At 68.6% G+C, this 24080-nt stretch carries 24 protein-coding genes; 9 read left to right on the top strand and 15 right to left on the bottom strand.

Translation table 11 applies throughout. The features are described from left to right. Window positions 1-66 precede the first annotated feature (66 nt). Entirely contained in the window at window positions 67-861 is a 795-nt protein-coding gene (locus tag BUQ68_RS09440; protein ID WP_075215709.1) for a competence/damage-inducible protein A, read from the bottom strand. A gap of 224 nt (window positions 862-1085) precedes the next feature. Here BUQ68_RS09440 and sfsA point away from each other — a divergent pair, with 224 nt between their 5' ends. The 7 genes from sfsA (at window position 1086) to BUQ68_RS09405 (ending at window position 8335) form a co-directional block, all read left to right on the top strand. Continuing rightward, window positions 1086-1790, top strand: coding sequence for a DNA/RNA nuclease SfsA (sfsA, locus tag BUQ68_RS09435; RefSeq protein WP_075215708.1), 705 nt, complete (start codon window positions 1086-1088; stop codon window positions 1788-1790). A gap of 151 nt (window positions 1791-1941) precedes the next feature. Further along, on the top strand, window positions 1942-2772 hold the full coding sequence (map, locus tag BUQ68_RS09430; RefSeq protein WP_075215707.1) for a type I methionyl aminopeptidase: 831 nt from the start codon (window positions 1942-1944) through the stop codon (window positions 2770-2772). 280 nt (window positions 2773-3052) lie between these two features. Then, complete coding sequence (gene radC / locus BUQ68_RS09425) at window positions 3053-3784, top strand: RadC family protein (protein WP_245293205.1); 732 nt, start codon at window positions 3053-3055, stop codon at window positions 3782-3784. A 183-nt stretch (window positions 3785-3967) separates the two neighbouring features. Beyond that, the gene (locus BUQ68_RS09420) at window positions 3968-5464 is read left to right on the top strand and encodes a circularly permuted type 2 ATP-grasp protein (RefSeq protein ID WP_083656434.1); all 1497 of its coding nucleotides are present in this window, start codon (window positions 3968-3970) and stop codon (window positions 5462-5464) included. 49 nt (window positions 5465-5513) lie between these two features. Then, the gene (locus BUQ68_RS09415) at window positions 5514-6455 is read left to right on the top strand and encodes an alpha-E domain-containing protein (protein ID WP_075215705.1); all 942 of its coding nucleotides are present in this window, start codon (window positions 5514-5516) and stop codon (window positions 6453-6455) included. 4 nt (window positions 6456-6459) lie between these two features. After that, window positions 6460-7278 (top strand): transglutaminase family protein, encoded by an 819-nt coding sequence (locus tag BUQ68_RS09410; protein ID WP_075215704.1) that lies wholly within the window; start codon window positions 6460-6462, stop codon window positions 7276-7278. Window positions 7279-7594: 316 nt separating this feature from the next. Then, window positions 7595-8335, top strand: coding sequence for a proteasome-type protease (locus tag BUQ68_RS09405; protein WP_075215703.1), 741 nt, complete (start codon window positions 7595-7597; stop codon window positions 8333-8335). Between the two features lie 86 nt (window positions 8336-8421). Here BUQ68_RS09405 and cueR read toward each other — a convergent pair whose 3' ends face one another. The 14 genes from cueR to BUQ68_RS09335 form a co-directional block, all read right to left on the bottom strand. Continuing rightward, on the bottom strand, window positions 8422-8844 hold the full coding sequence (gene cueR, locus BUQ68_RS09400) for a Cu(I)-responsive transcriptional regulator (protein ID WP_075215702.1): 423 nt from the start codon (window positions 8842-8844) through the stop codon (window positions 8422-8424). 96 nt (window positions 8845-8940) lie between these two features. Continuing rightward, window positions 8941-9210 carry an usg protein gene (locus BUQ68_RS09395; RefSeq protein ID WP_075215701.1) on the bottom strand — a complete coding sequence of 90 codons (270 nt, stop codon included), beginning with the start codon at window positions 9208-9210 and terminating at the stop codon, window positions 8941-8943. Window positions 9211-9542: 332 nt separating this feature from the next. Next, a complete protein-coding gene (locus BUQ68_RS09390) occupies window positions 9543-9995 on the bottom strand; it encodes a c-type cytochrome (protein WP_083656455.1) in 453 nt (150 codons plus the stop codon). Between the two features lie 94 nt (window positions 9996-10089). Further along, window positions 10090-10872, bottom strand: a complete 783-nt coding sequence (locus BUQ68_RS09385) for an SDR family NAD(P)-dependent oxidoreductase (protein ID WP_075215700.1) — start codon at window positions 10870-10872, stop codon at window positions 10090-10092. 109 nt (window positions 10873-10981) lie between these two features. Then, window positions 10982-11290, bottom strand: coding sequence for an antibiotic biosynthesis monooxygenase family protein (locus BUQ68_RS23665; RefSeq protein WP_075215699.1), 309 nt, complete (start codon window positions 11288-11290; stop codon window positions 10982-10984). Between the two features lie 115 nt (window positions 11291-11405). Next, window positions 11406-12626 (bottom strand): vWA domain-containing protein, encoded by a 1221-nt coding sequence (locus BUQ68_RS09375; RefSeq protein ID WP_075215698.1) that lies wholly within the window; start codon window positions 12624-12626, stop codon window positions 11406-11408. A gap of 1004 nt (window positions 12627-13630) precedes the next feature. After that, on the bottom strand, window positions 13631-14548 hold the full coding sequence (locus tag BUQ68_RS09370; protein ID WP_075215697.1) for an AAA family ATPase: 918 nt from the start codon (window positions 14546-14548) through the stop codon (window positions 13631-13633). A 174-nt stretch (window positions 14549-14722) separates the two neighbouring features. Beyond that, window positions 14723-15796: a branched-chain amino acid ABC transporter substrate-binding protein gene (locus tag BUQ68_RS09365; protein WP_075215696.1), complete on the bottom strand. Its 1074-nt coding sequence runs from the start codon at window positions 15794-15796 to the stop codon at window positions 14723-14725. Window positions 15797-16345: 549 nt separating this feature from the next. Further along, window positions 16346-17464 carry a branched-chain amino acid ABC transporter substrate-binding protein gene (locus BUQ68_RS09360; protein WP_075215695.1) on the bottom strand — a complete coding sequence of 373 codons (1119 nt, stop codon included), beginning with the start codon at window positions 17462-17464 and terminating at the stop codon, window positions 16346-16348. A gap of 136 nt (window positions 17465-17600) precedes the next feature. Continuing rightward, window positions 17601-17954 carry a DUF6867 family protein gene (locus BUQ68_RS09355; RefSeq protein ID WP_075215694.1) on the bottom strand — a complete coding sequence of 118 codons (354 nt, stop codon included), beginning with the start codon at window positions 17952-17954 and terminating at the stop codon, window positions 17601-17603. Between the two features lie 13 nt (window positions 17955-17967). Beyond that, complete coding sequence (locus BUQ68_RS09350; RefSeq protein WP_075215693.1) at window positions 17968-18714, bottom strand: ABC transporter ATP-binding protein; 747 nt, start codon at window positions 18712-18714, stop codon at window positions 17968-17970. After that, window positions 18711-19580: an ABC transporter ATP-binding protein gene (locus BUQ68_RS09345; protein ID WP_075215692.1), complete on the bottom strand. Its 870-nt coding sequence runs from the start codon at window positions 19578-19580 to the stop codon at window positions 18711-18713. Before BUQ68_RS09345 ends, BUQ68_RS09350 begins: the two co-directional genes overlap by 4 nt. Window positions 19581-19582: 2 nt before the next feature. Continuing rightward, a complete protein-coding gene (livM, locus tag BUQ68_RS09340) occupies window positions 19583-20965 on the bottom strand; it encodes a high-affinity branched-chain amino acid ABC transporter permease LivM (protein ID WP_075215691.1) in 1383 nt (460 codons plus the stop codon). A gap of 4 nt (window positions 20966-20969) precedes the next feature. After that, window positions 20970-21887, bottom strand: coding sequence for a branched-chain amino acid ABC transporter permease (locus tag BUQ68_RS09335; RefSeq protein WP_075215690.1), 918 nt, complete (start codon window positions 21885-21887; stop codon window positions 20970-20972). Between the two features lie 545 nt (window positions 21888-22432). On the opposite strand from BUQ68_RS09335, the gene BUQ68_RS09330 reads away from it, so the two are divergent. Continuing rightward, window positions 22433-23017: a flavin reductase family protein gene (locus tag BUQ68_RS09330; protein WP_095407315.1), complete on the top strand. Its 585-nt coding sequence runs from the start codon at window positions 22433-22435 to the stop codon at window positions 23015-23017. A 7-nt stretch (window positions 23018-23024) separates the two neighbouring features. Then, window positions 23025-24053, top strand: coding sequence for a P1 family peptidase (locus BUQ68_RS09325; RefSeq protein ID WP_075215689.1), 1029 nt, complete (start codon window positions 23025-23027; stop codon window positions 24051-24053). Window positions 24054-24080: the final 27 nt, after the last annotated feature.

The following is a 24080-nucleotide window of genomic DNA, read 5'->3' as shown; positions in this document are numbered from 1 at the left end:
GCACCGGGCGGCGGCAAGGCGGGCGCGCGGCGCGCCGGTCGTCACCGGCGCATCGGGGGCTGCGGTTCAATAGCTGTCGCGGCCCGAGCCCGCATCGGCGGGCGCGGCCGCGGATGCCGCGGCGACGGCGTCCACCATGGCCCTGACGGCGGCCTCGGCCTCGGCCAACGCCTCCGGATCGCGCGAGCGGACCACCAGCTTGGTGGCGAAGCGGCGGCCGTCGAACATCGGGTAGCTGCCGATGGTCACCAGCGGATGCGCCGCCGCCACGGCGCCAAGGGCGGTGCCGATGACGCCTTCGCCGAACGGACAGTCCACCGTGACCGAGTGGATGACGGCGCCGGTGGCGAGCTGCGGGCCGATGCCGTCGAGCATGACCTCCATGATCTTCGGCACGCCGGCCATCACGAACACGTTGCCGATCCGGAAGCCCGGCGCCTTGGTGAGCGGGTTGGCGATGAGGTCGGCGCCGGCCGGGATCCGGGCCATGCGCAGGCGGGCGTCGGTGAGGTCCTCCGGCCGGGCATAGTGGCTGCGCAGGATCTCCACGGCGCGCGGGTCGTGGTCCACCGGCACGCCGAACGCGGCGCCCACGGCGTCGGCCGTGATGTCGTCGTGGGTCGGGCCGATGCCGCCGGTGGTGAACACGTAGGTGTAGCGGGACCGCAGGGTGTTGACGGCCTCCACGATCATGTCCTGATCGTCCGGCACGACCCGCACCTCCCGCAGGTCGATGCCGACCGACGTGAGATAGGCGGCGATGGTGCCGGAATTGGTGTCGCGGGTGCGGCCGGACAGGATCTCGTCGCCGATCACGACGATGCCGGCGGTGATCGGGGTGGGCGCGCTATGTTCGGACACGAGGGGCGACCGGCAGTCTGGAGGGCGGGGTGCACTGGTGTTAGTGCAAGCCCGCGATCCCCTCAAGAGGCGGCGCGTTCCCCGGCGGCCGATCGCGCCGGCGGGATGAGGCGAAGCCCCGTCGGCGAACCGGATGGTGGAGCGGACTTGAGCGCGACCGGCCCCTCGGATACGGGGAGGAGGCGGCCCCCACGCCGGATCCTCGACCCTCCCCCGGAGCCCCGATGCTGTTTCCCGCCCCGCTCGTCCCTGCCCGCCTCGTCAAGCGCTACAAACGCTTCCTTGCGGACGTCATCCTGGAGGACGGCTCGGAGACGACCGCCCACTGCGCCAACCCCGGCGCCATGACCGGGCTCGCCCTGCCGGGTTCGCCGGTCTGGCTGTCGCTCTCCGACGACCCGAAGCGCAAGCTGCGCTATTCGTGGGAGATCGTGGAGGCGGACGGCGGGTTCGTGGGGATCAACACCGCCCATCCGAACGGCTTGGTGGGCGAGGCGGTGGCGGGCGGGGTGATGGCCGAACTCGTTGGCTATGCCCGCATGCGCCGCGAGGTGAAGTACGGCAAGAACAGCCGCATCGACATCCTCCTGGAGGACGATGCCCGCCCGCACGCCTATGTGGAGGTGAAGAACGTCCACCTGATGCGCTCGCCCGGCGTCGCGGAATTCCCCGACAGCGTCACCGCGCGCGGCGCCAAGCACCTGATGGAGCTCGCCGACATGGTGGAGGCCGGCCATCGGGCGGTGATGGTCTATCTGGTCCAGCGCACCGACTGCGCGGTGCTGCGGATCGCCGAGGACATCGACCCCGCCTATGCGGCGGCCTTCCGGATCGCCCGGGCGCGCGGCGTGGAGGCGATCGCCTACGCGTGCCGGGTCGCGCCGACCGAGATTCGCGCCGATCGGCCGATCCCGATCGACGTCCGTTGAGCCGGCGGCGTCGGCTGCGGATGGGCAACCGGGACGGGGCGTGCTTATATAGACGGCAGAACACGGGTGCGTCGCACCCCTCCCCTGGACCTGGACCCGCCGGCTGGGCGCTATCGGCGCCGCCGCGGCATCCGCTGCATCGAGACGATTGATGGTGACCTATGTGGACGCGGGGCTCGCTCCGCTGCGCAACACCGGCGACATCCGCCTCTACACGGCCGAGGACTTCGAAGGCATGCGCCGGGCCTGCCAGTTGACGGCGCGTTGCCTGGACGAACTCGTCGATCGGGTGCGCCCGGGCGTGACCACCGACGAGATCGACCGCTTCGTCTTCGGGTTCGGCGTCGACCATGGCGCCCTGCCGGCGACCCTCTACTACCGGGGCTACACCAAGGCCTCGTGTACCTCGATCAACCACGTGGTCTGCCACGGCATTCCGAACGACAAGCCGCTGCGCGAAGGCGACATCGTCAACATCGACGTCACCTATGTGCTCGACGGCTGGCATGGCGACAGCAGCCGCATGTACGGCGTCGGCGAGATCAAGCGCGCGGCCGAGCGGTTGATCGACGTCACCTACGAGTCGCTGCTCCGCGGCATCGCGGCCATCCGCCCCGGCGCCACCACCGGCGACATCGGCGAGGCGATCCAGCGCTATGTGGAGAGCGAGCGCTGCTCGGTGGTGCGCGATTTCTGCGGCCACGGGGTCGGCCGCCTTTTCCACGACGCGCCAAACATCCTGCACTACGGCCGCCGCGGCGAGGGCGTGGTGCTGCGGCCGGGCATGATCTTCACCGTGGAGCCCATGGTGAACCTCGGCCGTCCGCACGTGAAGGTGCTGAACGACGGCTGGACGGCGGTGACCCGCGACCGGTCGCTGTCGGCCCAGTTCGAGCACGCGGTCGGCGTGACCGACACCGGCGTGGACATCTTCACGCTGTCGCCGAAGGGCCTCGACAAGCCGCCGGTGATGGTGGGCTGAGATCGCCGTCCGCAATCGCTACAACTCCAGATAGTGGAAGCGGCGCAGACCGCTTTCCGTCGCTTGCCGGGCCTCCTGTCGAATCTGCTAAGGTCGGCGGAAGGCGGCGAGGCGAGGCATGGACGGTCTTGAAGACGGCAAGCCGGCGATGGGCCGGCAGGCTTCCGGTGACCGGACGGGCGCGGACGGGACGGGCGCCGATGGGGCGCCTGCCCCCAAGTCGCGGCGCCGGACGGCGCGCGGGGATGGGGTGCCTGATGGTCCGGTGCCCGATGGTCCGGTGCCGGATGGTCCGGCGCCCGATCGGCCGGCGGATGCCGGAACGCCCGCAAGCGCCGTTCCGCCCCACTATGTCGGCCACCGCGAGCGACTGCGCCAGCGGTTCAGCGCCGTCGGGCCGGAGGCCATCGCCGACTACGAGCTCATGGAACTCGTCCTCTTCCCGCTCATCCCGCAGAAGGACCTGAAGCCGCTCGCCAAGCAGCTGATCGCCGAGTTCGGCTCCTTCGCGGAGGTGATCGGCGCGCCGGAAGCGCGGCTCGCCCGGGTGAAGGGCATCGGCCCCAAGGTGGCGCTGAACCTCAAGATCCTGCACGCCGCCGCGAAGCGCCTCGCCCGCGGCGCGGTCCTGAAACGGCCGGTGCTCTCCTCATGGTCGGCCGTCATCGACTATTGCCGTGCCGCCATGGCGTTCGAGGAGAAGGAGCAGTTCCGCATCCTCTTCCTCGACAAGAAGAACGCCGTGATCGCCGACGAGGTGCAGCAGACCGGCACCGTGGACCACACGCCCGTCTACCCGCGCGAGGTGGTCAAGCGCGCGCTGGAGCTGTCGGCCACCGCCCTCATCCTCGTCCACAACCACCCGTCCGGCGACCCGACCCCGTCGCGGGCGGACGTGACCATGACCAAGCAGATCGTGGACGTGGCCGGACCGCTCGGCATCGCGGTGCACGACCACATCATCATCGGCCGCGACGGCCATGCCAGCCTGAAGGGTCTGCGGCTCATGTAACGCCGTCGATCGCGAGGGTCCGGGCGAAGGGTTTCGGCACGGCACGGAAAGGCGCGCGCGCACAATCGGTTGGGTGCCCGCAAAATAAACGGTTCCGCCGACGAATTGCCTAATCCGTGTCCTTGCTCCAGGTGCCGAAATGCCGCTTAAATCATCACGTGGGGTGCTGCAAAGGACGGGTTGATGGCCGGAGTTGCGTTCGACGAAATGACGGGGGACGGGTCGACCTGTCGTCCGGCCTACAGCCTGATCAAGTCCTGGCTGGCGGAGACGAAGCCGGAGACCTTGAAGCGTCGCCAGGAGGAAGCCGAGTTCCTGTTCCGGCGCATCGGCATCACCTTCGCGGTTTATGGCGACGCGGAAGCCGAAGAGCGCATCATCCCGTTCGACATCGTGCCCCGGGTGCTGACCACCGCCGAATGGGGCACGCTTTCCAAGGGCCTCACCCAGCGGGTGACCGCCCTCAACCGCTTCCTCGCCGACATCTACGGCAAGGGCGAGATCATCCGGGCCGGCGTCGTGCCGCAGGAACTGGTCTACCAGAACCCGTCCTTTCGGCCCGAGATGGTGGGCGTGAAGCTGCCCTCCGACGTCTACGTGCAGATCGCCGGCATCGACATCATCCGCACCGACGACAACGACTTCTACGTCCTGGAAGACAACGCCCGCACGCCGTCCGGCGTCTCCTACATGCTGGAGAACCGGGACGTGATGATGCGGCTCTTCCCGGACCTCTTCGCCGAAGCGCGCATCCAGCCGGTGGAGAACTATCCGGACGAACTGCTGGCGAGCCTCAGGTCGCTCGCGCCCGCCTCCGCGCCGTCGGAGCCGACGGTGGCGCTGATGACGCCGGGACCGCTCAATTCCGCCTATTACGAGCACAGCTTCCTCGCCGACAAGCTCGGCGTCGACCTCGTGGAGGGCCGCGATCTCTTCGTGCGCGACAACGTGGTCTACATGCGCACCACCGAGGGGCCGAAGCGGGTGGATGTGATCTACCGGCGCATCGACGACGACTTCCTCGACCCCCTCGCCTTCCGGCCGGATTCGGTTCTGGGCGTGCCGGGCCTGATCAGCGCCTACCGCGCCGGCAACGTGAACGTCGCCAACGCGGTCGGCACCGGCGTTGCCGACGACAAGGCCATGTACACCTACATGCCGGACATCGTGCGCTTCTATCTCGGCGAGGAGCCGATCCTGAAGAACGTGCCGACCTGGCGCTGCCGCGAGCCGGACTCGCTGAAATACGTCCTGGAGAACCTTCCCGACCTGGTGGTGAAGGAGGTGCAGGGTTCCGGCGGCTACGGCATGCTGGTCGGCCCGAAGGCCGACAAGGCGCAGATCGAAAGTTTCGCCGCCAAGCTGAAGGCCGATCCGGACAACTTCATCGCCCAGCCCACCCTGGCGCTCTCCACCTCGCCCACCTTCGTGGAGGAGGGCATCGCGCCGCGCCATGTGGACCTTCGACCGTTCGTGCTCACCGGGTCCGACAAGGTCCGCATCGTCCCCGGCGGCCTCACGCGCGTTGCCCTCAAGGAGGGCTCGCTGGTGGTGAACTCCAGCCAGGGCGGCGGCACCAAGGACACCTGGATCATCGAGGATCCGGACACGGACGACCTCGGGCCGGCCGAGGGTGGCAGCCCATCGCAGTCGCAGTCCCAATCGCAGGGAAAGGTCTGATCCGCGTGCGCCCAGTCCGCCATCCGTTCCCCTCGGCCGAGTTCCGTCCATGCTGAGTCGCCACGCCGACAACCTCTTCTGGCTCGCCCGCTATGTGGAGCGGGCCGAGAACACCGCGCGCCTCCTGGAAGCCGCCGCCCGTCTGTCCGCCATGCCGGTCAGCCATGCGGAGGGCAGCAACGAGTGGGAGATGGCCGTCGCCGCCACCGGCACGCTCGACAGCTTCCAGGAAGCCTACGGCGAGGCCAACGCCCGCACGGTGGTGGAGCATCTGGCCTTCTCCACCTTCAATCCGTCGTCCATCCGCTCTTGCATGGAAGTCGCGCGCACCAACGCCCGGTCGGTGCGCACGGCGCTTACCATGGACATGTGGGAGACGATCAATTCCGGCTGGCTGGAAATGCGCAAGCGCTCCGCCGCCCGGATGAACCGGCAGGAATTGTCCGACTTCCTCGGCTGGGTGAAGGAGGCCTCGCTGCGCTTCGACGGCTCCGCCCACCGGACCATGCTGCGCAACGACGCCTATTATTTCCTCTGTCTCGGCAGCTACATCGAGCGGGCCGACTTCACCGCCCGCATCCTCAACGTGAAGGCGGACGTGCTGACGCCCGATCGTCCGTCGGTTGGCGGCGGGTTCGACTATTACCAGTGGTCGTGGATCCTCCGCTCGGTGTCGGCGCTGACCTCCTACCACTGGGTCTACCGGGAGAACCTGAAGCCGCATCTGGTGGCCGATCTCCTCATCCTCCGGGACGAAATGCCCCGCTCGCTGGTCGCCTGCTACCAGAACATCACCCGCAACCTCGACAGTCTCGCCCGCGACTATGGCCGGCAAGGTCCGGCGCAGCGCAAGGCGCGGGCGACCTTCGGACGGCTGCAGGGCGCGCAGATGGACGAGGTGTTCAAGACCGGCTTGTCGGACTACCTGGATACCTTCATCGCCGACAACGCGAACCTCGGGTTCGCGATCGCCGAACAGTATCTCGAGTAGCCCCATGCGATTGCGCATCAGCCACGAGATCTCGGCCCGGTTCGACCAACCGGTCTCCAGCGCCATCCGGAACCTCAGGATGACCCCGCGCACCTACGACGGCCAGTATGTGGTCGACTGGCGCATCGATGTGGACCGGGATTGCCGCCTTGCCCGCAGCTTCGACAGCTACGGCAACATCACCCACGACTTCTTCCTGGCCGGACCGCTGGAGGACCTGACCATCACGGCCGCCGGCGAGGTGGAGACCGACGACACGGCTGGCGTCCTCCAGATCGGCGAGCGCCTGCCGACCGCGCTCTTCCTGCGCGAAACCATGCTGACGACGCCGGATCCGTCCATACGCGACGTCGCCGCGGACGTGCGGGCCGCGGCCGGCGCCAACCCGCTCGATCGCGGGCACGCGACCATGAAGCTGCTGAACGAGCGCATCAAGCCGCGGCCGCTGGCGGTGGAGGACGTGTCCTGCATCACGCGGGAGACCGCCGCCGACGTGCTGAAGGCGGCGGAAGGATCGCCGGCGGGCCTCGCCCACCTCTTCGTCGCCCTCGCCCGGTGCATGGACATGCCCGCACGGGTGGTCTCCGGCTATCTGGCCGACCGCGACGGCAAGGCGGACGCGGCCTGGCTCTGGGCGGAGGTCCACGTCAACGGTCTCGGCTGGGTCGGCTTCGACGCGGCGAACGACCGATGCCCGACGGAGCAGTATGTCCGGGTGGCGGCGGGTCTCGACCAGCACGGCGTGGCCTTTCTGCGCGGCGCCCACCAGGGTCCCGCCACCGAGACACTCGCCTCGGCGGCGACAGTTTCGGAGGTGTCCTGACCATCGAAAGGGCATCGGTCCGTTCCGTGGGCCGATGATCGGCCGGGCGGGATGATCCGAGGCCGAGGAACGATCGCCGAGGCGGTTCGGACGGCGTCGGCGGTGCCGGGAGGTGCGACGCGGCGGCTGGGTCGGGTGCCCGATTTACGCACTGACGTCGATCGGGCGATCCACTATGACAAGGGGCACGACAGGTGTCTTCGCAGCGCGAAACCCTGTCTTTGGTGGTACGGGCACTGGTAAAGGCCGATCAGAGGGCCGGGTGGGGGCAGTCGCCAGCGGGCGATCCACTCCGGGACGGGTGGAGTTCACGACCATGACCTATTGCGTCGGCATTCTGGTGGCCGATGGCCTGACGATGATCGCGGACACGCGCACGAACGCGGGCCTCGACAACGTGGCGCAGTACCGCAAGCTGCACGTGTTCGAGCGGCCCGGCGACCGCATCGTCTCCATCGCGACCGCGGGCAACCTGGCCATCACCCAGTCGGTCATCTCCATGCTGAACGAGGGCATCCTCGACCCGGAGACCGGGGAGATGGAATCGGTCTGGACCCAGCCGTCCATGTTCCGAACGGCCCAGTTCGTCGGCCGGGCGATCCGCGAGGTCTACCGGATCGACGGGCCGGCGCTGGAGCAGTCGTCGGCCGGATTCGAGGTCACCATGCTGGTGGGCGGCCAGATCGCCCGGGGACGGCTGCGCCTCTTCATGATCTACCGGCAGGGCAACTTCATCGAGGCGACCGAGGACACGCCCTTCCTCCAGATCGGCGAGCACAAATACGGCAAGCCCATCCTGGACCGGGCGATCAAGTTCCGCACCGGGATCGACGAGGCGCTGAAGCTCGGCCTCATCTCCATGGACAGCACAATGCGCTCCAACCTCGGCGTCGGCATGCCGATCGACCTGATCACCATACCGCGCGATGCCATCCGGCACGAGGTGCTGCACCGGATCGAACCGGGCGAGCCCTATTTCCACGACCTGCGCGAACGCTGGTCCGCGGCCCTCCGCGCCGCCCACCAGGCGATCCCGAAGCCGCCCTACAGCGGCTGACGGCCGGTCGGCGCGTCGATCAGGACAGCTGAAGCCGTCCGGAGGAAAGCGGTCCAGGCCATTCAACGCGTTGCGTTTTCTCTGCTTCAGAGCGGCGACCGTCCCCGGTCGGCGCGGGCCTGACCGTCCGAGGCGAGATCGTCCAGGATCGGGCAGTCCGGCCGGTCGTCGCCATGGCAGGCGTGGACGAGGCGGCTGAGGGTCGCCTTCATGGCCTGCAGCTCGGCGATCTTCGCATCCACGTCGGCGATCCGCTCGGTGGCAAGAGCCCGGACATCGGCGCTCGCCCGCCCGCGATCCTCGTAGAGCGACAGGAGGTGCCGGCATTCCTCGATGGTGAAACCGAGGGACCGGGCGCGCTGGAGAAAGCGGAGCTTGTGCAGCTCCCGCTCGCCATAGTGCCGATAGCCGTTCTCCGCGCGCGGGGGGCGGAGAAGGCCGATCTCCTCATAGTAGCGGATCGTCTTGGCCGGAAGGCCCGACCGGGTGGCTGCATCGCCGATGTTCATGGCTTGCCGGAGCTCCCTTGCGATGGCTGAGCCCCATATAGTCACGAACGCGCGCCCTGGCGATGCCTCCGCCGGCAGGTCATCCCGACCGTGTCCTCAGTTGACCAGGAAGGACGCGTCCACTTTCCGCCATTCGCTCGGCCCGATCAACTTGCGGTGCGCCACGTCGACCGAGTGGAGGGCGCCCTCGATCTTGGTGCGCCAGAAGTCCAGGAAGCGGGAGAGCTCCGGGAAGTCGGGGGCCATGTCGTAGTTCTGCCAGACGTAGGTCTGCAGGATCTTGGGATGATCGGGTAGCCGGTAGAGGATGTGGGCCGTGGTCAGGCCGTAGCCCTTCAGTTGAAGTTGGAACTCAGCGCTCGCCATACCGAACCTCGCTCGCGGTTGAGACCTGAAGCGACGGCGTCCGCGCCCTCGCTCCGCATCCCATGATGCGCCAACAAGTGTGCGAGCGAAAGAGTTTAGTGTAGGTGAATCAAAGGCTTAGCAGCAGCTTCCGGAGAGTGCTGCCAGACGCGCCATGGCGCGGCAAGAGGCAACGCCTTCTATACCGGTCGCCGCCGCCGCGCTAGAGCATTGTCCGACCAAGTTGAAAGACTTGGTCGATGAGACAATGCTCCAGGATATTGAATCTGGAGCGATTTCTGATCGACCTGATGATTCCATCAGGTCGGAAAGCGCTCTAGGGGTTCGGGCGATCAGTTGCCCGTGACGATCGCGAGCGCGTCCAGATAGGCGACCACGTTGGCGATCTGCGGCGGATCGAGGACCACCTCCGGCATGTCCGGGTGCCCGGTCACGATCCCTTCGGCGAGACTTTCCTCAAGATCCTCAGCGCTGTAGTCCTTCAGCATGTCGCGGAACGGCGGCGCCAGTCCGTTCGGGCTGTCGCCGGTCGCCCCCACCGCGTGGCAGCCGGAACAGACTTGCTCCAGATAGGCCCTACCGGTGCGGGCCGACGGTTCCGGCAGAGGCGCCACGCTGCCCTCGGGAACGACAGCTTCCGGCGCGACCGGGCTGGTGCCGGCATCCGGCGGCGCCTCGGGCGGAACCGCCTCTTGGGCGAGCGCACCGAGGACGAGCGGGCCGGTGGCGAGGAGGAGGCCGACGGCCAGGGTCGTCCGCCGGAGCGCGGGTCCGTATCGCCTCATCATATCCTCCGAATCAGATCTGCCCCCGGAGCGACAATGACCCGCCCGGCGGCGCATTGCATCAGATGGCTGAAAGATAAGATCTGGCAGGGGGTTAGCCTTTGGTGCGCAAGGTCGAGCGACCGCCGTCGATGCCGATGATCTGGCCAGTGATCCAGGCGGCGCCGTCGGAGAGCAGCATGTCGGCGATGCCGGCGATGTCGTCCGGGGTGCCGAGGCGCGGCAGGGCGTGCAGGCCGGCGATGGCCTTGCGCATCGGCTCGCTGGCGATCAAAGGGGCGGAAAGCTCTGTTTCCACAAGGCTCGGCGCGATGGCGTTCACGCGGATCTTCGGCGCAAGTTCGGCCCCGAGGGCGTGGACGAGCCCTTCGACGCCGCCCTTGGCGGCCGCCACCGAGGCGTGGGCGGCGAAGCCCTGGCGGGCCGCGACCGTGGAGAAGAGGAGCACGGACGACGTTCCCTCGGCCCGCGCCAGATGCGCCACCGCCGCCCGGATGGCTCTGGCGGCGCCAAGGGTGTTCAAGATGTAGTCGTTGAGGAAGTCCTCGTCGGTCAACCGGCCGAGCGGCTTCAGGTTGATGGTCCCGACCGCATAGACCAAGCCCTTCAGCGGCTTGTCGCCGACGTCCTGCATGGCGCGGATGAAGGTCTCCGGATCGGCGACGTCGCCGGCAGTGTAGCCGGCAAAACTGCCCGTCGGGGCCGAACTGTCCGACAACGTAGCCGCCTGGTTCGTCGATGGAGCGGCGCCGAACGCCTTCAGGCGGTCCTCGTCGCGCGCGACCAGATGCACCGCCGCACCCCTGCCGACAAGCCGCCGGGCGATGGCCGAACCGAGGCCGCCGGTGCCGCCGTAGATCAGATAGGTGTCAGGCATTCGTCTTCCTCGCGTCGCGCTCACTGGTCCCTCCCCTACGCCCCGGGCGTGGGTTTGGTTCAATCAACGGTTCACGAAAGAAAGATGCGTCGCGCAGGTAGGGCGCGGCTCAGAGGACCGAGCGCTCGTGAACGAGCTTGGCCAGTTGGGCGCTGCCGGGGCTGGAGGCGTAGTAGGACGCCTCGCGGAGGAAATCGGCCGCCTCCGGGCTGGTCACGTAGGCGCGGAAGCTCGCCTCGTCGACCCAAGTCTCCAGGAACAGATAGTCGAGCGGATCGTCGAACCCCCGGAAGAGCTTGAAGGCGAGGCAGCCGGGCATTGCCAGCACCGTTTCGCGCCAGCGTTGAATGAGCGCTTCGAATTCGGTCCGGGCGGTCGGCCGAATGGACCACTGGGGAATCAACAAGCACACGTCCACGCCGTCCCTCCTGGCCCCTTTCGAGCGGGGGCTTCTCCATGGCAGGCGGCAATCATATGCGTAATACCTTATAATTTTCGTACGCGTGTCCCCTGCCCGTTGGCCACGACCCGCTTCAGGCCACGGCACGCAACCAGGCGCGCGGATCCCGCGCCGGGGCCTCGCCGCGGCTGCCGCCGAGGGCGCGGCAGAGGTCCGCGACCGCGTCCAGGCTGTGGATGGGGCGGAACTCGTCCACATGGGGCAGCATGCTCTTCACCCCGGCCGCCCGGGCCTCGAAGCCGTCGAACCGCAGGAGCGGGTTCAGCCAGACGAGGCGGCGGCAGGAGCGGTGCAGCCGGTCCATCTCCCGGCCGAGCCCCTCCACGTCGTCGCGCTCCAGGCCGTCCGTGATGAGGAGCACGATGGGGCCGCCGGAGAGGACGCGGCGCGACCACTCTTTGTTGAACCGGTGCAGCGCCTCGCCGATCCGGGTGCCGCCGGACCAGTCGGCCACCTGGGACGAGCAGGCGATCAGCGCCTCGTCCGGATCCTTCAGGGTGAGTTGGCGGGTGACGTTGGTGAGGCGGGTGCCGAACAGGAAGGTCTGCACCGTGCGGCGGATCGACAGGGCATGGAGGAAGTGCAGGAACAGGCGGGAGTACTGGCTCATGGAGCCGGAGATGTCGACGATCGCCACGATCGGCGGATGCACGCGCTTGGGCTCGCGGAAGGCCAGCGGGATGATGGCGCCGCCGGTGCGCAGCGACGCCTGCAGGGTGCGGCGAAGGTCGATCTCGCCGGACCGGCGGGCGGCGACCCGGCGGCGGATCGGCACCGTGTCGAGCGGCATGACGAGGTCGCGGACCGCCAGCATGGCGCGGGCGATCTCCTCGGCGGACATCTGGGCGAAGTCCTTCTTCTGCAGGATCTCCCGGTCCGACACGGTGAGCCGGGCGTCGATCTCGATCTCGGGCCGCTCCACGGTCCGGTCCGCCGCGCTGTCGCCGAAGAGGGCCTTGGCGAGCCGCGCCGCGCCGGCCTTTGGCGCCTCGGTCGGCGCGCGCGGGGGCGCGACCGGCGACATCATGGCGATCATCTTCTCCACGAGCCCGCGGGAGCGCCAGAAGGTGCGGAAGGCCTCGTCGAAAAGCACGTGGTGATCGCGCCTTGTGACAAAAATGCTGTGCAGCGTCCAGTAGACGTCCGCCCGCGAGCCGACGCCGGCGACCGTCAGCGCCTCCACCGCATCCACCACGGACGCCGGCCCGACCGGCATGCCGGCCCGGCGCAGGAGGCGCGCGAACAGCACGACGTTTTCGGAGAGGCGGCTCTCGGCGGGGTCGTGGTCGGTCATGGGAGGGGTCCTGGAGTGGGGGCGCGGGTGGGGGGGATGGTAGCGGACGGCGGCGGGGGTGGACAGGGTGGAGGTTGGGGTGGGGGTTGGGAAAGCGTGGGTGGTCCGCCTGCGCGGACCATGACGAGGGAGGTGGGGGGCATCGGCGGTTGGCGGGGGGGCGGCCGGCGTTTCGGTGTGCGCCCTGCCCCCATCGCCTTGCTCGTCATGGTCTGCGTCAGGCAGACCAGCCACGCATTCCTTGGAGCGAGCCGACGGAACGGCCACCCGCCACCTGAACCGTCATCCCGACGAAAGTCGGGATCCAGCCGACGGCGGCAGGGATGCGGGGCGGTGCGGGTGACGGGCGTGACGGTTGGGCCCCGGCTTTCGCCGGGGTGACGACCTGGGGGGATGGATGGCGGGGACGTGGTGAGGGGGCGATGTTCGCCACTGCGGGTGGTCAGCCATCGGATGCGGAGTTGGTTGCCGGGGGAAAGCGTGGGTGGTCCGCCTGCGCGGACCATGACGGTGGAGGGTGTTGATGGTGACGGCGCTGGCATCGCCGGCCGGCGTTTCGGGGTGCGCCCTGCCCCTAACGCCTTGCTCGTCATGGTCTGCGTCAGGCAGACCATCCACGCATTTCTTCCGCGAGCCGACGGAACGGACACCCGCCGCCTGAACCGTCATCCCGACGAAAGTCGGGATCCAGCCGACGGCGGCAGGGATGCGGGGCGGTGCGGGTGACGGGCGTGACGGTTGGGCCCCGGCTTTCGCCGGGGTGACGACCTGGGGGGAAGGATGGCGGGGACGTGGTGAGGTTCGATGTTCGCCACTGCGGGTGGTCAGCCATCGGATGCGGAGTTGGTTGCCGGGGGAAAGCGTGGGTGGTCCGCCTGCGCGGACCATGACGAGGGACGTGGGGGGCATCGGTGGTTGGCGGGGGGGTCGGCCGGCGTTTCGTTGTGCGCCCTGCCCCTAACGCCGCGCTCGTCATGGTCTGCTTCAGGCAGACCATATCCGCCTTAACCCGCGAGCGCGCGGCTTTTGGCTTGGTCGACGAGGCGGCCGAGGTCGGAGGTGCGGAGGCGGGCGATGTCGTCCTGGTATTTGAGGAGGACGCCGAGGGTGTCGGAGACGGTCTCCGGGTCGAGCGCGAGGGTGTTGAGCTCTGCGAGCGCGGTTGCCCAGTCGATGGTTTCGGCGACGCCGGGGACCTTGAAGAGATCCATCTCGCGAAGGGTCTGGACGAAGGCCACCACCTGCCGGCCGAGGGCTGCGGGGGCGCCGGGAGCCTTGGCGCGGACGATGGCAAGCTCGCGCTCGATGTCCGGATAGTCGACCCAGTGGTAGAGGCAGCGGCGCTTCAGAGCGTCGTGGATCTCGCGGGTGCGGTTGGTGGTGATGATGACGATCGGCGGTTCGCCGGCCCGGATGGTGCCGAACTCCGGAATGGTGACCTGGTGGTCGGCCAGGACCTCCAGGAGGAAGGCCTCGAACGCCTCGTCGGCCCGGTCGAGCTCGTCGATGAGGAGCACGGGCGCGCGGCCGTCCACGGTCGGCTCCAGGGCTTGGAGGACGGGCCGCTTGATGAGGAAGCGCTCGGAGAAGACGTCGGAGGCGATCTCGCCCCGGTCGGCGACGCCGGCGGCCTCGGCGATGCGGATCTCCACCATCTGGGCGGCGTAGTTCCACTCGTAGACGGCGCTGGCGAGGTCGAGGCCCTCGTAGCACTGCAGCCGGATCAGCGGACGACCGAGGGTGGCGGCCAGCACCTTGGCGATCTCGGTCTTGCCCACACCCGCCTCGCCCTCCAGGAAGAGCGGCCGCTTCATCCGGAGCGATAGGAAGAGCACCGTGGCGAGCGCCCGGTCGGCCACGTAGCCGCCGGAGGTGAGGAGCGCCAGGGTGTCGTCGATGGTAGCGGGCACGGCGGCCGGCATGGGCATGTCCTCTGCGATCGATCTGTTCTGCCCCGGAGGCGGTCCGACGACGCGTCGGCGCTCGGGGCTGCCGCCGGAGCGGCTTGCGACCGTTATAGCACCGGCGTGGCGGGTGCCGCGTCCCGCCCAAAGGTACAGGACGGCGGTCGTGATCCGGCGGCGTGGCGGCGGTTGTCAGTCGAGGCGCTGGAGCGTGCCGGCGCGCCAGACGAAGAGGCCGTAGCCGCTCTCCAGCCGGTCGCCCTTGTCGTCGAGGGTGACCGGGCCGATGACCGTGGCGGTAGGGGCGGCGCGAAGGGCGGCGCCCACATCCGCCGCGCCGGCGGTGGCCGCCAGGAGTTCGACGGCGGCATGGCTGGTGAGCGCCACCATGCCGGGCTCGGCCCCGAGCGCCATGATGGCGGCTGCCGCCTCGCTCTGGCCAGGGGCGCCCGGCGCCGGGGCCGGCATGGCGACGACGACGCCGTCGGCGGCTGCACCGGCAAGGTCCGGGAAGGCGTTGAGGGCGGCGGCGTCGCCGGTGAGGAGGGTGGCGGAGAGGCCGCGGGCGCGCATCTCCGTGGCGATGACCGCAAGGTCCGGATGGAAGGCGCCAACGACCACGCGGGTGACCGCGGCGTCCTGCAACTCGCCAACGAGGGCGTTCTGGCTCTTCTCCCCGGGGGTGAAGTCGAGCGTGGCGACAGGGCGCCCGCCCGCCGCCGTGAAGCCGGCGGCGACCGCGTCGATGAGGCCGCGGCCGTAGACGCTGCCGTCGCTGACAAAGGCGACGCGCACATCCGGACCCTCGGCGAGAAGCGCGCGGAGGATCGCCTTCGGCTGCGCGTCGGAGCGGGGCGCGAGGCGGAAGACCAGCGGGCCGATCCGCTCGTCGGTGAAGCGCGGGTTGGTGACGGCGGGGGTGACGAAGGGCAGGCCGGCGGCCGCGTAGGCCTTGGCGGCGGGTATGGCCGCCGCCGCGCAGGCGTGGCCGACCACGTAGCGCACGCCCCGGCCGATCAGCTGGTTGGCGACGGCGGTGCCGGTTTCGGCGTCGCACTTGTCGTCCACCGTGACGACGGCGACGGGCTCGCCGTCAAGGCCGCCGTGGGCGTTGAGGGCGGCGACGGCCGTCTCCACGCCGGCCTGGATCTCGGCGCCGATGCCGGCGAACGCGCCGCTCATGGGGCCGGCAACACCGATCAGCACCTCCGCCCGGGCGGGGACGGCAAGGACGGCGGCGAGGGCGAGAGCGGGGAGAAGGCGCATTCCGGGACCTGGGGGTGAGAGGACGGCGGGGGGAGTATGCACGAAGGGGCGGGGGCGTGGGTAGAGGTGCGGGGGCTGGGTCATGGCGGCATCCCCTACCCTTGTCCATCGTGCGCCACCATCACCCGATCCCGTCATCCCGGCGCAAGCCGGGATCCAGCCGACGCCAGGGTCGACTGCTGGTTGCGACGGCGGATGGGACGGTTGGATCCCGGCGTTCGCCGGGCTGACGGCCACCCTCCAGCTCCCACCAACCTCCGTCATGGTCCGCTTCAGGCGGACCAGCCACGCATGCGGCTTGGGAGCGACGGGCGCTGTGTCTTTCTGTGGGCGCGACAAAAGCGTGGGTGGTCCGCCTGCGCGAACCATGACGATGTAGGGCGGGTGGGGAGATCGAGGGGCAGGGCTGGCGACGGGGTGCGCCCTCTCCGGGGGCGGGCGCGGGGGATTCGTCCGGCCATGAAAAAGCCCGCCCCGGCGATGGCCGGGGCGGGCGGGACGGATGGGGACGGAGCGGGCGCCGGTGGGCGGGCCGCGCCGTCCGGCCGATCACTGCATCTGGATATAGGTGATCTTGCCTTCGTCGTTCTTCTTCCAGACGTACATGGTGTAGTCCGGACGGGTGATGTCGCCCTTCTCGTCGAAGCCGAGGGTGCCGACCACCGTGGAGTACTGGCTGCCGCCCTTGAGGGCTTCGGCCACCTTCTGCGGGTCGTTCTCGCCGGCGGCCTTGATGCCCTCGACGATGACCTGGACGGCCGCGTAGGAGTAGAGCGTGTAGGCCTCCGGCTCGAAGCCGGCGGTGCGGAACTTCTCCACCACCGGCGCGGCGTCGGCGTTCTTGCGCGGGTCGGGCGGGAAGGTCATCAGGGTGCCTTCCACGGCCGGGCCGCCGATCGAGGCGAACTCGTCGGAGGTGATGCCGTCGCCGGACATGAGCACGGCCTTGAGGCCCTGGTCGGCCGCCTGACGGATGATCAGGCCGGCTTCCGTGTGCAGGCCGCCGTAGTAGATGACGCCGACGTTCGCCGCCTTGAGCTTGGAGATCAGGGCCGAGAAGTCCTTGTCGCCGATGTTGATGCCTTCGTAGACGACTTCGGTGACGCCGAGGCCGTTCATGGCCTTCTTGGTCTCGTCGGCAAGGCCCTGGCCGTACGGGGTCTTGTCGTGGATGACCGCGACGGGGGTGTCCTTGAAGTTGTCGGCGACATACTTGCCGGCGACGGCGCCCTGCTGGTCGTCACGACCGCAGGTGCGGAAGGTGTTCCACAGGCCGCGCTCGGTGAAGTTCGGGTTGGTCGAGGCCGGGGTGATCTGGAAGATGCCGTTCTCGGCATAGACTTCCGAGGCCGGGATCGAGACGCCCGAGTTGAAGTGGCCGACCACGTACTGGACGCCTTCGCCCACGAACTTGTTCGCGACCGACACGCCCTGCTTCGGGTCGGACACGTCGTCGCCGAGCACGATGCTCAGCATCTCGCCGTTCACGCCGCCGGCGGCGTTGATGTCGGCCACGGCCTGCTCGGCGCCCTTCTGGAGCTGCGCGCCGAAGGCGGCGTTCGGGCCGGTGAGCGGACCGGCAACGCCGATCTTGATCTCGGCGAAGGCCTGCGACGCGAACATCAAGCTCGCGGCGAAGACGGCGCCCGTCAGAAGCTGCTTCTTCATTTTTGAGACTCTCCCAATGGTTCTGGAAGGCGGGCCGAATTGGCTCGGCCCGTTTGGCACGGTTGACCCGCTGGAGATAGAATTTCGACTATCTTTTCAGACTTGTCACCCGGATTCGACTAATTGGTCAAAGAACTTAAGCGGCGGCCTTGGGCTTCCAGGCGAACGGCCCGGATGCCTCGTAGAGCCAGTAGTACTGACGCACCATCTGCCGCGTCAGGTAGAAACGGTAGCCGGCAAACGCGATCGCCTGCAGGATCACCATGTCGACCAGATAGTAGTGGAGCGACAGGAGCGTGCCCTCGAAGAGCGCGAAGTGGATGAAGCGCACCGCCATGGCGAGCACGAGCACATAGGCCACGAGGATGGTGGCGCTGCGCCAGGTGATGGCGCAGGCGCGGCCCGTCATCCAGGCGCCCCAGCCGCCGAGGATGAGGGTGACGAAGGCGAACAAGAGGATGTTCGGTTCTTCATAGAGAATGCCTTGCATCGTCCCCTCCCCCTCAGTGCCGTCCGCCCTCGAGGTACGCGGCGCGCACCTCCGGGCTTTCCAGAAGCTCGCGGCCGGAGCCCGCCATGGTGATGACGCCGTTGACCATCACGTAGCCGCGGTGGGCGAGCTTCAGCGCGTGGTAGGCGTTCTGCTCCACGAGGAAGACCGTGAGGCCCTGGGTGCGGTTGAGCTCCTTGATGGCGTCGAAGATCTGCTTGACGATCAGCGGCGCGAGGCCGAGCGAGGGCTCGTCCAGCATCAGGAGCTTGGGGCGGGCCATCAGGGCGCGGGCGATGGCCAGCATCTGCTGCTCGCCGCCCGACAGGGTGCCGCCGCGCTGGCCGATGCGCTCCTTGAGGCGCGGGAAGAGCGTGAACATCTTCTCCACGTCCTCGTCGAAGTATTTGAGCTCGTCGAGGCTGGCGCCCATCTGGAGGTTTTCCAGCACGGTCATGCGCGGGAAGATGCGCCGCCCCTCCGGCGACTGGGCGATACGCAGGCGCGCGATCTCATGCGGGGGCATGCGGGTGATGTCCCGCCCCTCGTAGAGAATGGCGCCCTCGCGGGCCTGGGGGCTGCCGAAGATGGTCATCATCAAGGTGGACTTGCCGGCGCCGTTGGCGCCGATTAGCGTCACGATCTCGCCGGCGTGGACGTCCACGTCCACGCCCTTGAGGGCGATGATGTTGCCGTAGAAGGTCTTCACGCCGCGGACGGCCAGCATGGGCGACCCGGTTCCGTTGGTCACGCTCGTCATCCGGCCTCTCCCGTCAGCACGTCCAGCTGCTTCTCCACCGTCTCCACTTCCTCGTCGTCGACGCCGAGGTAGGCGGCGATCACGCGCGGGTCGTTCTGGACGAAGGCGGGGGTGCCGTCGGAGATCTTGATGCCGTATTCGAGCACGACCACGTGGTCGGAGATCTCCATGACCACCGACATGTCGTGCTCGATGAGGAGGAGCGAGGTCTTCTCGCTCTCCCGGATGCCGAGGAGGAGCTCGTTCAGCTCCGCCGATTCGCGCGGGTTGAGGCCCGCGGCCGGCTCGTCGAGGCAGAGGAGCTCCGGGCCGGTGCACATGGCGCGGGCGATCTCCAGGCGGCGCTGGGCGCCGTAGGGAAGATCGCCGGCCGGGTCGTCGGCGCGGGCGGTGAGGCGGATCTTGTCGAGCCAGTACTTGGCCCGCTCCATCGCCTCCTTCTCCTTGGCCTTGTAGCCGCCGATGCCGAGAATGCCGCCGATGGTCATGCCGGAGGCGAGCATGAGGGCGTTGTGCTGGGCGACGAGCAGGTTCTCCAGGAGCGTCATGCCGGAGAAGAGGCGGATGTTCTGGAAGGTGCGCGCCACCTTGGCCTTGCCGGAGATCTTGAAGTCCGGCATGCGCTCGAGCATGAAGCGCTTGCCGTCCCGGTGGGCGAGGTCGAGGAGGCCCATCGTCGGCTTGTAGAAGCCGGTGATGCAGTTGAAGACCGTGGTCTTGCCCGCGCCGTTCGGACCGATGAGGGCGGTGATGTCGCCGCGCCCGGCCTTGAAGGAGAGGTCGTTCACCGCCACCAGGCCGCCGAAGCGCATGGTGACGTGTTCCACGGTGAGGACGGGATCGGTATCCCAGCGTTCGGTGGTCATGGTCAGCCGTGCCCTTCCTTCACCAGCGAGCCGGAGACCGACTTGCGCTCGAACAGGTAGGCGGTGGGTTCGCGGGAGGAGACGAAGCCGCGCGGACGCCAGATCATGATGCCCACCATGGCAAGGCCGAACAGCAGCATGCGGTACTGATCGGGGTTGAACTCGGGCCCGAACACCGCCTTGAGGAAGGTGAGTTCGCGCAGGAGTTCCGTGCCGCCGATCATGGCCGCGGCCGCGACGGCGACGCCGATCATGGAGCCCATGCCGCCGAGCACCACGATGGCGACGATGACGGCCGATTCCATGAAGACGAAGGACTCCGGCGACACGAAGCCCTGGCGGGCGGCGAAGAAGGAGCCGGCGAAGCCCGCAAACATGGCGCCGATGGCGAAGGCCGTCAGCTTGGTGTTCGTGGTGTTGATGCCGAGCGACCGGCAGGCCACCTCGTCCTCGCGCAGGGCCTCCCAGGCGCGGCCGATCGGCATGCGGCGGAGCCGGATGGTCACGTAGGCGGTGAGGAGGGCGAGGAGCAGGATGAGATAGTAGAGGAAGATCTTGTAGTAGGCCGACGACAGCGGCAGATCGAACATCTTGGCGAAGCCGTCCGGCGAGGCGTCGAACGGGATGCCGAAGAGCGTCACCTTCGGGATGGACGAGATGCCGGCCGAGCCGTTGGTAAGTTCGCGGAAGTTGATCAGCACCAGACGGATGATCTCGCCGAAGGCGAGCGTCACGATGGCGAGATAATCGCCGCGCAACCGCAGCACGGGGAAGCCCAGGATCACGCCCCAGAAGGCGGCGAGGAGCCCGGCGACCGGCAGCAGCACCCAGAAGCTGAGGTCGAAGTTGATGGCGAGCAGCGCGTAGGAATAGGCGCCGACCGCATAAAAGGCCACGTAGCCGAGGTCGAGAAGACCGGCGAGGCCGACCACGATGTTGAGGCCCCAGCCGAGCATCACGTAGATGAGGATCTGGATGCCGAAGTTGTCCACCCACTTCAGCGAGCCCTGGAAGCCGACCAGGGACACGACGATGATAGGATAGAAGAAGATGAGCACGAGGCCGAGCCGGGCGTAGAGCTTGCTCCGGTCCGGCTTCTCGGTGCCGAGGGCGTTGGCGGCGGTCGGCTTCTTGCCGCGCTGGCTCATGTAGGGGAAGACGAACGCCGACAGGAGAAAGCGCCCGGCCATGACGATGGCCACGATGATCAGCGCCGAGACCATGTCGTTCACGACGATGAGCTCGTTGCTCATGTTCTGCTCGGTCTTCAGGCCGACGAGCGGCCCGAAGATGCCGAAGGCGATGATGCCGGCCAGGATGGCGTCCTTCCCGGCCTTGCCGTAGTCGGCGCCCTCGCGCGGCTTTGCGGAGACGGGTGCGGTCATGGGATCACACCTTCTCCACTTCCGGCCGCCCCAGGATGCCCTGCGGCATGAAGATCAGCACGATGGCGAGGATGGAGAAGGCCGCCACGTCCTTGTAGTCGATCGAGAAGTAGCCGGACCAGAAGGTCTCGATCAGGCCGATCAGGAGGCCGCCGAGCACCGCGCCGGGCAGCGAGCCGATACCGCCGAGAACCGCCGCCGTGAAGGCCTTCACACCCGGCACGAAGCCGTCGGAGAAGTTCACCACGCCGTAGTACATCAGGTACATGGTGCCGGCGACGGCGGCGAGGGCGGCGCCCATCACGAAGGTGAGCGAGATGGTGCGGTCCACGTTGACGCCGAGGAGCGCGGCCATCTTGCGGTCCTGCTCGCAAGCGCGCTGGGCGCGGCCGAGCGGCGTCTTCTGCACCACGTACCAGAACACCGCCAGGAGGACGGCGGTCGTCGCCATGATGATGATCTGCTTGTAGGAGAGCGTCACGGCGTAGCCGTTTGAGTCCATCAGCACGATCACGTCGCGGACCATCGGCGGGGTCGGCTTGTTGCGCGGGCCCTGGGCGACCTGGATGAAGTTGGACAGCACGATGGACATGCCGATGGCGGAGATCAGCGGCGCCAGCCGGAACGAACCGCGCAGCGGCCGGTAGGCGACCCGCTCGATCGTCCAGGACAGGAGGCCGGTCAGCACCATGGCGATGATCATCACCAGGAAGAGCGCCAGCGCCACCGACGCGATGCCGAGCCAGGTGGTGAGCACGAGGAAGAAGATGAGGGCGATGAACGCCGACACCATGAAGACGTCGCCGTGCGAGAAGTTCACCATGCCGATGATGCCGAACACCATCGTGTAGCCGATCGCGATCAACCCGTAGATCGACCCCAGAGTGATCCCGTTGATCAACTGCTGAATGAAGATTTCCATGTGAGCCTGGTCCCCTGCCGCCGCATGCGTGCCTTTTTTGGGTGCATCGCTTGTTTTTGGGCGTTCCCTGTCCATTAGCAGCCTGAACGAACCGTTACAACCGCGGCCCGCAGGTATCCCAGGGATTACCGACGATTTTGGTGACTATGCCGGGAAACTGCGGAAACATAGGGTTTTCGAGCGGTTTCCCGGCGCACTCCTGGCGAAATTTCCGGTGGAAGCCGCCATATCATCGCAGCGTTCGCGCTTACGGGTTTTCAATCGTTTGCAGCCTATGGATCGGCACCGCTTTCCGGTGCGCACAGGCAGCGGCGGCGGCCCGTGGCGACACCTTGGCCGAGAACGCGGCAAAGTCTCAGCAGTGTCAATCCTGTCGATGGCCGGAGGGGCTTGCCGAACCGCCGACGGCCGGCATTTTCCCAAGCCGGACGGGTCGCAGATCCGTTTCGGCTTCGCCCCTGGTTTCAAAATGCCGGCAACCTGATTAATTGCCGCGGACGGTGGTCCGCGGGTTCACCGCCGGCTCCATTCAGGCAGGGAAATCCATGACGTTCTCCAAGCGGCCAAGCGATCCCGGCGGTCCGGTCGACAGCGGGACGGGCGCCGACGCGGCCGGCGCGATGCCGGGCGTGCCCGGTCCGGCGTTCCGGGACGCGATCGCGCGGGTGCCGTCCGCCGTTCACGTGATCACCACGGCCGGACCGGCGGGCCGGCGCGGCTTCACCGCCACGGCGTTCGCGTCCGTCTCCGACGACCCGGCGACCATTCTGGTCTGCCTCAACCGCAAGAGCGGACAGAACGAGGCCTTCCGGGCGAACGGGGTGTTCGCCGTCAACATGATGCCGGCGGACGCCGCGGCCCTGGCGGACGTGTTCGCCGGGCGCGGCGGGATCGTCGGCGAGGAGCGGTTCGCGCACGGCGCCTGGTCGGTGCTTCTGACCGGCGCACCGGTGCTGGACGGCGCCCCGATGGCCCTCGACTGTGTGCTCGCCGACGTGGTGGAGATGGGCACCCACGCGGTGATGTTCGGCCGCGTGGTGGCGGTGCGCGCCATCGAAGCCGGTTCCGATCAGGACCAGGGCGTGCTCATCTATCGCGACCGCCACTACGACAAGACCCGCACCCCGTGATGGCCCCATGATCCCCGGCCCCGCCAACCTGATCACCGACGTTCCGGGCCTCCTCGTCGGCAATGCCACCGACGTTGCGGCCAAGACGGGGGTGACGGTGGTGCTGGCGGAGGAGCCGGCGATCGCCTCCGTGTCGGTGATGGGTGGCGCGCCGGGCACGCGGGAGACCGACCTGCTGGCGCCCGAGCAGACCGTGGAGCGGGTGGACGCGCTGGTGCTCTCCGGCGGATCCGCCTTCGGGCTGGAGAGCGCGACGGGGGTGATGCACGCCCTCGCCGAGCGGGGACGCGGGTTCGCGGTCGGCCCGGCGCGGGTGCCGATCGTGCCGGCCGCCATCCTGTTCGACCTTCTCAACGGCGGCGAGAAGGACTTCGTGGCGACGAAGCCGGGGGAGCCCGTGGAGCCGCCCTACCGGGCGCTCGGCCGCAAGGCGCTGTCGGCGACGTCGAGAACCTTCGCGCTCGGCAGCGTGGGCGCCGGGGCGGGCGCCACCACGGCGGGGCTGAAGGGCGGACTCGGCTCCGCCTCCACGCGGCTGGCGAACGGCGTGACGATCGGCGCCATCGCGGCGGTGAACGCGGTAGGCTCGGCGACCGTGGGCGACACGGCCCACTTCTGGGCGGCGCCGTTCGAGATCGGCGACGAGTTCGGCGGCCTCGGCTGGCCGCCCATCTTCGTGCCGGAGGCCTCGGCGGTGCGCACCAAGTTCGCGCCGGAACCGCTGGCCGCCACCACCATCTGCGTGGTCGCGACGGACGCCATCCTGACCAAGGCGCAGGCCAAGCGGCTGGCCGTCGCCTCCCACGACGGCCTCGCCCGCGCGCTCTGGCCGGCGCACACCCCGTTCGACGGCGACCTGGTGTTCGCCATGGCGACGGGCCGGCGGGCCCTGGCCGCGCCGGACCGCGACCTGATCGTGCTCTCCGCCATCGCGGCAGCGACGCTCGCCCGCGCCATCGCCCGGGCGGTCTTCCTGGCGAGCCCCGCCGACAAGGACCCCTACCCCACCTGGGCCGAACGCTTCGGCGCGCCGTGAGCCAGCGGCGGCGGCGGAACCGTGGCG

This window comes from Mongoliimonas terrestris, from assembly GCF_001927285.1.
Classification (GTDB): domain Bacteria; phylum Pseudomonadota; class Alphaproteobacteria; order Rhizobiales; family Pleomorphomonadaceae; genus Chthonobacter; species Chthonobacter terrestris.
The sequence above is the reverse complement of the archived record's forward strand: the minus strand, read 5'-3'. Positions and strand labels throughout refer to the sequence as shown.

Bases quoted from the DNA above. Each gene is read 5' to 3' on its own strand.
- sfsA (WP_075215708.1), top strand. From the start codon at position 1,086: ATGCTGTTTCCCGCCCCGCTCGTCCCTGCCCGCCTCGTCAAGCGCTAC.
- map (WP_075215707.1), top strand. From the start codon at position 1,942: ATGGTGACCTATGTGGACGCGGGGCTCGCTCCGCTGCGCAACACCGGC.
- BUQ68_RS09420 (WP_083656434.1), top strand. From the start codon at position 3,968: ATGGCCGGAGTTGCGTTCGACGAAATGACGGGGGACGGGTCGACCTGT.
- BUQ68_RS09415 (WP_075215705.1), top strand. From the start codon at position 5,514: ATGCTGAGTCGCCACGCCGACAACCTCTTCTGGCTCGCCCGCTATGTG.
- BUQ68_RS09410 (WP_075215704.1), top strand. From the start codon at position 6,460: ATGCGATTGCGCATCAGCCACGAGATCTCGGCCCGGTTCGACCAACCG.
- BUQ68_RS09405 (WP_075215703.1), top strand. From the start codon at position 7,595: ATGACCTATTGCGTCGGCATTCTGGTGGCCGATGGCCTGACGATGATC.
- cueR (WP_075215702.1), bottom strand. From the start codon at position 8,844: ATGAACATCGGCGATGCAGCCACCCGGTCGGGCCTTCCGGCCAAGACG.
- BUQ68_RS09395 (WP_075215701.1), bottom strand. From the start codon at position 9,210: ATGGCGAGCGCTGAGTTCCAACTTCAACTGAAGGGCTACGGCCTGACC.
- BUQ68_RS09390 (WP_083656455.1), bottom strand. From the start codon at position 9,995: ATGAGGCGATACGGACCCGCGCTCCGGCGGACGACCCTGGCCGTCGGC.
- BUQ68_RS09385 (WP_075215700.1), bottom strand. From the start codon at position 10,872: ATGCCTGACACCTATCTGATCTACGGCGGCACCGGCGGCCTCGGTTCG.
- BUQ68_RS09375 (WP_075215698.1), bottom strand. From the start codon at position 12,626: ATGACCGACCACGACCCCGCCGAGAGCCGCCTCTCCGAAAACGTCGTG.
- BUQ68_RS09370 (WP_075215697.1), bottom strand. From the start codon at position 14,548: ATGCCGGCCGCCGTGCCCGCTACCATCGACGACACCCTGGCGCTCCTC.
- BUQ68_RS09365 (WP_075215696.1), bottom strand. From the start codon at position 15,796: ATGCGCCTTCTCCCCGCTCTCGCCCTCGCCGCCGTCCTTGCCGTCCCC.
- BUQ68_RS09360 (WP_075215695.1), bottom strand. From the start codon at position 17,464: ATGAAGAAGCAGCTTCTGACGGGCGCCGTCTTCGCCGCGAGCTTGATG.
- BUQ68_RS09355 (WP_075215694.1), bottom strand. From the start codon at position 17,954: ATGCAAGGCATTCTCTATGAAGAACCGAACATCCTCTTGTTCGCCTTC.
- BUQ68_RS09350 (WP_075215693.1), bottom strand. From the start codon at position 18,714: ATGACGAGCGTGACCAACGGAACCGGGTCGCCCATGCTGGCCGTCCGC.
- BUQ68_RS09345 (WP_075215692.1), bottom strand. From the start codon at position 19,580: ATGACCACCGAACGCTGGGATACCGATCCCGTCCTCACCGTGGAACAC.
- livM (WP_075215691.1), bottom strand. From the start codon at position 20,965: ATGACCGCACCCGTCTCCGCAAAGCCGCGCGAGGGCGCCGACTACGGC.
- BUQ68_RS09335 (WP_075215690.1), bottom strand. From the start codon at position 21,887: ATGGAAATCTTCATTCAGCAGTTGATCAACGGGATCACTCTGGGGTCG.
- BUQ68_RS09330 (WP_095407315.1), top strand. From the start codon at position 22,433: ATGACGTTCTCCAAGCGGCCAAGCGATCCCGGCGGTCCGGTCGACAGC.
- BUQ68_RS09325 (WP_075215689.1), top strand. From the start codon at position 23,025: ATGATCCCCGGCCCCGCCAACCTGATCACCGACGTTCCGGGCCTCCTC.